Source organism: Streptomyces sp. NPDC057280, from assembly GCF_042668605.1.
Classification (GTDB): Bacteria; Actinomycetota; Actinomycetes; order Streptomycetales; family Streptomycetaceae; genus Streptomyces.
This window is the reverse complement of sequence record NZ_JBHUYR010000020.1, coordinates 43,959-49,958: the sequence shown is the minus strand read 5'-3', so window position 1 is coordinate 49,958 and position 6,000 is coordinate 43,959. Positions and strand designations below refer to the sequence as shown.

The 6,000-nt window shown below is 71.3% G+C and carries 7 protein-coding genes; 3 read left to right on the top strand and 4 right to left on the bottom strand.

The genetic code is table 11. From position 1 onward, the window contains the following. Positions 1 to 629: maltotransferase domain-containing protein (locus tag ACFUO4_RS45475; protein ID WP_383497173.1), on the bottom strand; the 629-nt coding region annotated here is incomplete at its 3' end. A gap of 72 nt (positions 630 to 701) precedes the next feature. Next, positions 702 to 1,001 (bottom strand): DUF5133 domain-containing protein, encoded by a 300-nt coding sequence (locus ACFUO4_RS45470; protein WP_383497170.1) that lies wholly within the window; start codon positions 999 to 1,001, stop codon positions 702 to 704. Between the two features lie 260 nt (positions 1,002 to 1,261). On the opposite strand from ACFUO4_RS45470, the gene ACFUO4_RS45465 reads away from it, so the two are divergent. Both ACFUO4_RS45465 and glgX read left to right on the top strand, forming a co-directional pair. Next, complete coding sequence (locus ACFUO4_RS45465; RefSeq protein WP_383497168.1) at positions 1,262 to 1,747, top strand: pep a2; 486 nt, start codon at positions 1,262 to 1,264, stop codon at positions 1,745 to 1,747. Then, complete coding sequence (glgX, locus tag ACFUO4_RS45460; protein WP_383497164.1) at positions 1,744 to 3,897, top strand: glycogen debranching protein GlgX; 2,154 nt, start codon at positions 1,744 to 1,746, stop codon at positions 3,895 to 3,897. The genes ACFUO4_RS45465 and glgX overlap by 4 nt, the downstream gene beginning before the upstream one ends. Here the strand turns inward: glgX and ACFUO4_RS45455 are convergent. Further along, positions 3,869 to 4,672 carry a VOC family protein gene (locus ACFUO4_RS45455; RefSeq protein WP_383497161.1) on the bottom strand — a complete coding sequence of 268 codons (804 nt, stop codon included), beginning with the start codon at positions 4,670 to 4,672 and terminating at the stop codon, positions 3,869 to 3,871. The genes glgX and ACFUO4_RS45455 overlap by 29 nt on opposite strands. A gap of 160 nt (positions 4,673 to 4,832) precedes the next feature. Between ACFUO4_RS45455 and ACFUO4_RS45450 the strand changes: the two genes are divergently transcribed. Then, entirely contained in the window at positions 4,833 to 5,165 is a 333-nt protein-coding gene (locus ACFUO4_RS45450; RefSeq protein WP_383497158.1) for an ANTAR domain-containing protein, read from the top strand. Between the two features lie 4 nt (positions 5,166 to 5,169). Here ACFUO4_RS45450 and ACFUO4_RS45445 read toward each other — a convergent pair whose 3' ends face one another. Next, a complete protein-coding gene (locus ACFUO4_RS45445) occupies positions 5,170 to 5,961 on the bottom strand; it encodes a SigB/SigF/SigG family RNA polymerase sigma factor (protein ID WP_383497155.1) in 792 nt (263 codons plus the stop codon). Positions 5,962 to 6,000: the final 39 nt, after the last annotated feature.

Below are 6,000 nucleotides of genomic sequence, written 5' to 3'. Positions count from 1 at the left end.
GAGCGCGGGAAGAACTCGTACCAGGACCCGTACAGCGCCCGCTCCCGCTCCACCAGCAGCGGCAGCGGGTCGGAGGCGGTGACGAACTCCCGCAGTGGATGCGCGGCCAGCACCGCGTCCACCTCCGGCGTCAACGCCGCCCCCAACCGGGCCGAGACGCTCAGCGAGTCGTCGCGCAGGGCGTCCGCCGCGGCCAGCACCAGCGCCTGCCCGGCGGCCTCGGGCACCCCGGCGGCCGCCCGCTCGTAGAGGTCGCCGCCCTCCTCCAGGACGAGGCCGATGTCGAGACCGGCGGGGATCTTGATGCCGGCGTGGCGGCGCCAGGTGGCGATCGGGTCGCCCCAGGCCTCGACATGGAAGGACCAGCGGCCCACCGAGCCGGGGGTGACGTCGGCGCCCCAGCGGTCGGTGCCGGGGGCGAGCTCGCGCATCGGCGTCCACGGGCCCGCACGGCCCTCGGGGTCGGTGAGGACGACGTTCGCGGCGACCGCGTCATGCCCCTCGCGGAACACCGTGGCGGTCACCCGGAAGGTCTCGCCCTCGACCGCCTTGGCCGGGCTGCGGCCGCCGTCGACGGCCGGCCGGACGTCCCGTACCGGGATACGGCCGATGGTCTCGCTCGCACTCATGGGTCTCGCCTCCGCCGTGCCGAGGGCCGGGCCATGGGGCCCGGCCGGGGATCCAAGCTGCGCCGGAAGGGACTACCTCCCCGCGGGAGAACGGGTGAGCTCCACCGGCGGGCCCCGGTGCACCGGGGCGGTGGCACACAGCTGCGCGTCCTGCTCCTGGAGGTAGGTGACGACACCCATCCGCAGATAGCGTTCGGCGGCGTCGGCGGCCTCCCGGGCGCAGCGCTTCCCCATGAGCACGCAGAGGGTGTAGCCCGAGTCCTCGAAGGTGGCCCGGGCCGCGCGGTCGGCGGGGGAGGCGAGCATCACGCGCTCCCAGGCCCGGTACCGCCGCAGTTGCCGGGCGACTTCGGCCTTGGCCGGTAGCAGCATGGCGCGGTTCACCTTCCGTGGGGGGTTTCACTCATGGTGCACGTACGACGACGCAGCGTCTTGTTGGATCTTCAACCATTGCGCACAGGGTGGCGATCCGGCCGTTGATCCGTTCGTCGATCTGCTCGTGTTGCACGAATGGCGTAGCGACCGCACGCTTGAGGTCACTCAGGAGCGATCACTGCTCACGCTGCGCGTTCGGGGCTCGTCCCGCAGGGGCGAGGTGAAGGCGGAGCTTCGCCGGTGAGGAGCGAACGAAGATGAAGACCGCAGTGCCCTGCTACTACCACCTCGACGTGGAAGTCACCCCGGAACGGGTCGGCCAGGTCAAGCGCATTCTGGCCGCTCATCTCCGGTACTGGGATCTCGACACCCTCGTCGAGCCCGTCTGTCGCGGTGCCGAAATGCTGCTGAGGGCCATCGACGAGCACGCGACCGACAAGGAGACGTCGATCGAGATGTGGTGGAACGGCCAGCACCTGATCACCGCGATCGGTGACAACGACCGCGACCTGCGCCCGGACCAGGAGCTTCGAAGCTGCCTGGCGCACATCGCCGCGATGAGCGACGGCTGGGGCTGCTGCGCCACCGAGACCGGCAGCAAGGTCATCTGGTTCTCGCAGCGCGCCCGCGCCGGCGAGCGCGTCCCGCTGGTGCCGACGGCCCCCGCGCCGAGCCTGCGCGAGGTGCTCCAGGTGCCCCGCGAGGAACCGCTCGTGGGCGGCGTCCTGGAGGACGCCCGGTGACCGCGAAGCGCCGACGCACGGCAGGGGTGCCCGTCTGGAACGGGCACCCCTACCCGTTGGGAGCGTCGTACGACGGCAAGGGCACCAACTTCGCGCTGTTCAGCGAGGTCGCCGAGTGCGTGGAACTGGTCCTCGTCGACGACGACGGCAGCCACCGCAGCGTCCCGCTGGCCGAGGTCGACGGCTTCGTGTGGCACTGCTACCTGCCCGGGATCGGTCCCGGGCAGCGCTACGGCTACCGGGTGCACGGACCCTGGCATCCGGAACTCGGCCACCGCTGCGACCCGGCGAAGCTGCTCCTGGACCCGTACGCCAGGGCGGTGGACGGCCAGATGGACAACGACCCCTCGCTGTACGCCCCCGACTCCGACAGCGCCGGGCACACCCTGCTCGGTGTGGTCACGGACCCCGCCTTCGACTGGGGCGCGGACCAGCCACCCCGCCGGCCCTACGCCGACACGGTCATCTACGAGACCCACGTCCGCGGACTGACCCGCACCCACCCCGACGTCCCCGCCGAACTCCGCGGCACCTACGCCGGGCTGGCCCACCCCGCGGTCGTCGAGCACCTGACGTCCCTCGGGGTGACCGCGGTCGAGCTGATGCCCGTCCACCAGTTCGTCCACGACGGCGTCCTGCAGGACCGCGGGCTGTCCAACTACTGGGGCTACAACACCATCGGCTTCTTCGCCCCGCACAACGGCTACGCCGCCCACGGCTCCCGCGGCGGCCAGGTCGCGGAGTTCAAGTCGATGGTGAAGGCGCTGCACGAGGCCGGCCTCGAAGTGATCCTGGACGTCGTCTACAACCACACCGCCGAGGGCAACGAGAGAGGCCCCACGCTCTCCTTCCGCGGCATCGACAACGCCTCCTACTACCGCCTGGTGGACGGCGACTGGAGCCACTACTACGACACCACCGGCACCGGCAACAGCCTGCTGATGCGGCACCCGTACGTCCTGCAGCTCATCATGGACTCACTGCGCTACTGGGTGACCGAGATGCATGTGGACGGCTTCCGCTTCGACCTCGCGGCCACGCTGGCCCGGCAGTTCCACGAGGTGGACCGGCTGTCGGCGTTCTTCGACCTGATCCAGCAGGACCCGGTGATCAGCCGCGTCAAGCTGATCGCCGAGCCGTGGGACGTCGGCGAGGGCGGCTACCAGGTGGGCAACTTCCCGCCGCTGTGGTCGGAGTGGAACGGCAAGTACCGCGACACGGTCCGGGACTTCTGGCGCGGCCAGCCCGGCTCGCTCGGCGAGTTCGCCTCCCGGCTGACCGGCTCCTCCGACCTGTACCAGCGCAGCCGGCGCCGCCCGCGCGCCAGCGTCAACTTCGTGACCGCGCACGACGGTTTCACCCTGCGCGACCTCGTCTCGTACAACGACAAGCACAACGAGGCCAACGGCGAGGGCAATCGCGACGGCGAGAGCACCAACCGCTCCTGGAACTGCGGCGCCGAGGGGGAGACCCGCGATCCGAGGATCCTGGAGCTGCGCGCGCGCCAGCAGCGCAACTTCATCGCCACGCTGCTGCTGTCCCAGGGCATCCCGATGCTCAGCCACGGCGACGAACTCGGCCGCACCCAGCGCGGCAACAACAACGCCTACTGCCAGGACAACGACGTCTCCTGGATCGACTGGCGGCTGACCGGCGACCAGCGCGACCTCGCCGACTTCACCCGGTACGTCGTCGCCCTGCGCGCCGCCCACCCCGTCCTGCGGCGCCGCCGCTTCTTCCGCGGCGAGACCGTCACCTACGCGGGCCAGCCGCTGCCCGACCTGGTGTGGTTCGCCCCGGACGGGCGCGAGATGACCGACGGCGACTGGCTGCGCCCCGACGCGCACTCCGTCGGCGCCTTCCTCAACGGTGACGCCATCGCCGAACCGGACTCGTGCGGCCGTCCGGTGGTCGACGACTCCTTCCTGCTGCTGCTGAACAGCTACTGGGAGCCGGTCGACTTCCGGCTGCCGGAACCGGCGTACGGCGAACGCTGGACGACGCTGATCGACACCGCGGAGCCCCAGGGGGCGGACGAGGTGGAGCACAAGGCGGAGTCCGTGGTGACCGTTCGTGCGCGCAGCCTGGTGCTGCTGTCGCGGCCCTCGGTGAGCGCTGCGGTCAGCGGTCGGGACGCGACGTCACGGTGAACTGGGCGCCGTCGGGGTCGCGCAGGACCGCCTCGTCGCCGCTCTTCGACAGGACGCTGCCGCCGTGGATCTCCGCGGCGCGGGCGCAGGCGGAGACGTCCGACACGGCGAAGTGCACCTGCCAGTGCGGGCGGATCGTGGGGTCGGGTGCCGCACCCAGCGCGCCCGACTCGATCCGCGCCACGATCTCCCCCTGGCTGCGCAGCACGACCTCGCCGCCCTCGTAGGTGACCTCACAGCACCCAGGGCGGTCCGCGGCCCAGTCGAGGATCTCGCCGTAGAAGATCGCGGCGTCGAAGGCGTCGCGGGTGTGCAGTCGGACGAAGGCGGGGGAGGCGCGCCGCCAGCTCTCCCAGTCGGAGAAGAGCTCGCCCTCCCAGATCCCGAAGGTCGCCCCGTCCCGGTCGGCCAGCAGCGCCGCCCGTCCCGGCGGGAAGGACAGCGGCCCGACGGCGGCGGTGCCGCCCCGTTCCTGGGCCCGGGCCACGACCTCGTCGGCGCTGGCCACCGCGAAGTACGGCGTCCAGGCGACAGCCATCTGCCACATCGTGGCGACCGCGGCGATCCCGGCGACCGGCGTGTCGTCCACCACCGCCATCCGGAACCGGTCGCCGAGCTTGGCCGGCCGCCACTCCCAGCCCAGCACGGCGGCGTAGAAGCCCTCGGTGGTCTCCAGGTCGCGGCTGGTCAGGCTCACCCAGCAGGGTGCGCCGAAGACGGAGTGCGTGGAGACGACATCCGTCGTGCCACGGGGAAGTTTCATGTCGTGATTCATGGCAGTCGCGTCCTGGTCTCGCCGGCCGGGCGGCCACCGGTCTGTCTTCCAGTGTCCAACCGGAACTGTGCCGGGCGCCTGTCGAGTACCCCCGAGGCGCGCCCGAAACGACGTCGCAGGTCCGGTGGCATTGCGCCGGCCGAGTGAGCAGGATGGAGCCGTGACCCCCGCATCGAGCGACTCTTCCGACGAGACCAGCCGCATCTTCGCACTGCAGGAGGAGGTCGAGCAGCTGAAGGAGGCCGTCGCCTCGCACGCCGTCGTGGACCAGGCGATCGGGATGATGGTGGCGCTCGGCCGGGTGACCCCGGACGAGGGCTGGGAGGTCCTGAAGGAGGTCTCCCAGCGGACGAACATCAAGCTCCGCAATGTCGCCGACCTCATTCTGATCTGGGGCCGGGACGGACGGATGCCCCCGGAGATCCGCGCCGAGTTGGAGGCCGCTCTCGACCGGCACGGCCCGACCCAGATCCCCGGGGCCCCCTCGGAGTGACCGCTCAGCGTGCCTCCGACTCCAGTTCCGTGCGCAGTCTGGCGAAGCAGGCGCTGAGCAGCCGGGAGACGTGCATCTGCGAGATGCCGAGCTGCTCCGCGATGCTGCTCTGGGTCATGCCGAGGAAGAAGCGCAGGTAGAGGATGTTCTGCTCGCGCTCCGGCAGGGCCAGGAGGCAGGGCGCGACGGACACCCGGTCGACGACCACGTCGTAGCCGGGGTCGGGGCCGCCGAGGGCGTCGCCCAGGGCGTAGCCGTCGGTGCCGGGCATCTCCGCCTCCAGCGACAGCGCGGTGTAGCACTCCAGCGCCTCCATGCCGGTGCGCACCTCGTCCTCGGTGAGCTGGGCGTGCTCGGCGATCTCGGCGACGGTCGGGACACGTCCCGGGATCGTCTGCGACAGCTCCTTGGCGGAGCGCCGGACGCGGTTGCGCAGATCCTGGACCCGGCGCGGCACGTGCAGCGTCCACATGTGGTCGCGGAAGTGGCGCTTGATCTCGCCGGTGACGGTCGGGACCGCGTACGCCTCGAAGGCGTGGCCGCGCTCGGGGTCGTAGTGGTCGACGGCCTTGACCAGGCCGAGGGCGGCGACCTGGTACAGGTCCTCCAGGGACTCGCCGCGGCCCTTGAAGCGGACGGCGATCCGCTCGGCCATGGGCAGCCAGAGCCGGATCAGCTCGTCGCGCAGGGCCTTGCGTTCGGGGCCGTCGGGCAGTTCGCGCAGGCGGACGAAATCGTCGACGGTGTCGGGGGCGTCGTCATGCGGGTGCGGCTTCGTCCTGCTCGTGACAGGCATCGTGCGCACCTCCTCAGCGGGTGCCGGCTGGGACAGACC

What these genes read in the sequence shown, in the direction of transcription:
- ACFUO4_RS45455 (WP_383497161.1), bottom strand. Translation starts at nt 4,672, where the DNA reads ATGAATCACGACATGAAACTTCCCCGTGGCACGACGGATGTCGTCTCC.
- ACFUO4_RS45445 (WP_383497155.1), bottom strand. Translation starts at nt 5,961, where the DNA reads ATGCCTGTCACGAGCAGGACGAAGCCGCACCCGCATGACGACGCCCCC.
- ACFUO4_RS45470 (WP_383497170.1), bottom strand. Translation starts at nt 1,001, where the DNA reads ATGCTGCTACCGGCCAAGGCCGAAGTCGCCCGGCAACTGCGGCGGTAC.
- ACFUO4_RS45465 (WP_383497168.1), top strand. Translation starts at nt 1,262, where the DNA reads ATGAAGACCGCAGTGCCCTGCTACTACCACCTCGACGTGGAAGTCACC.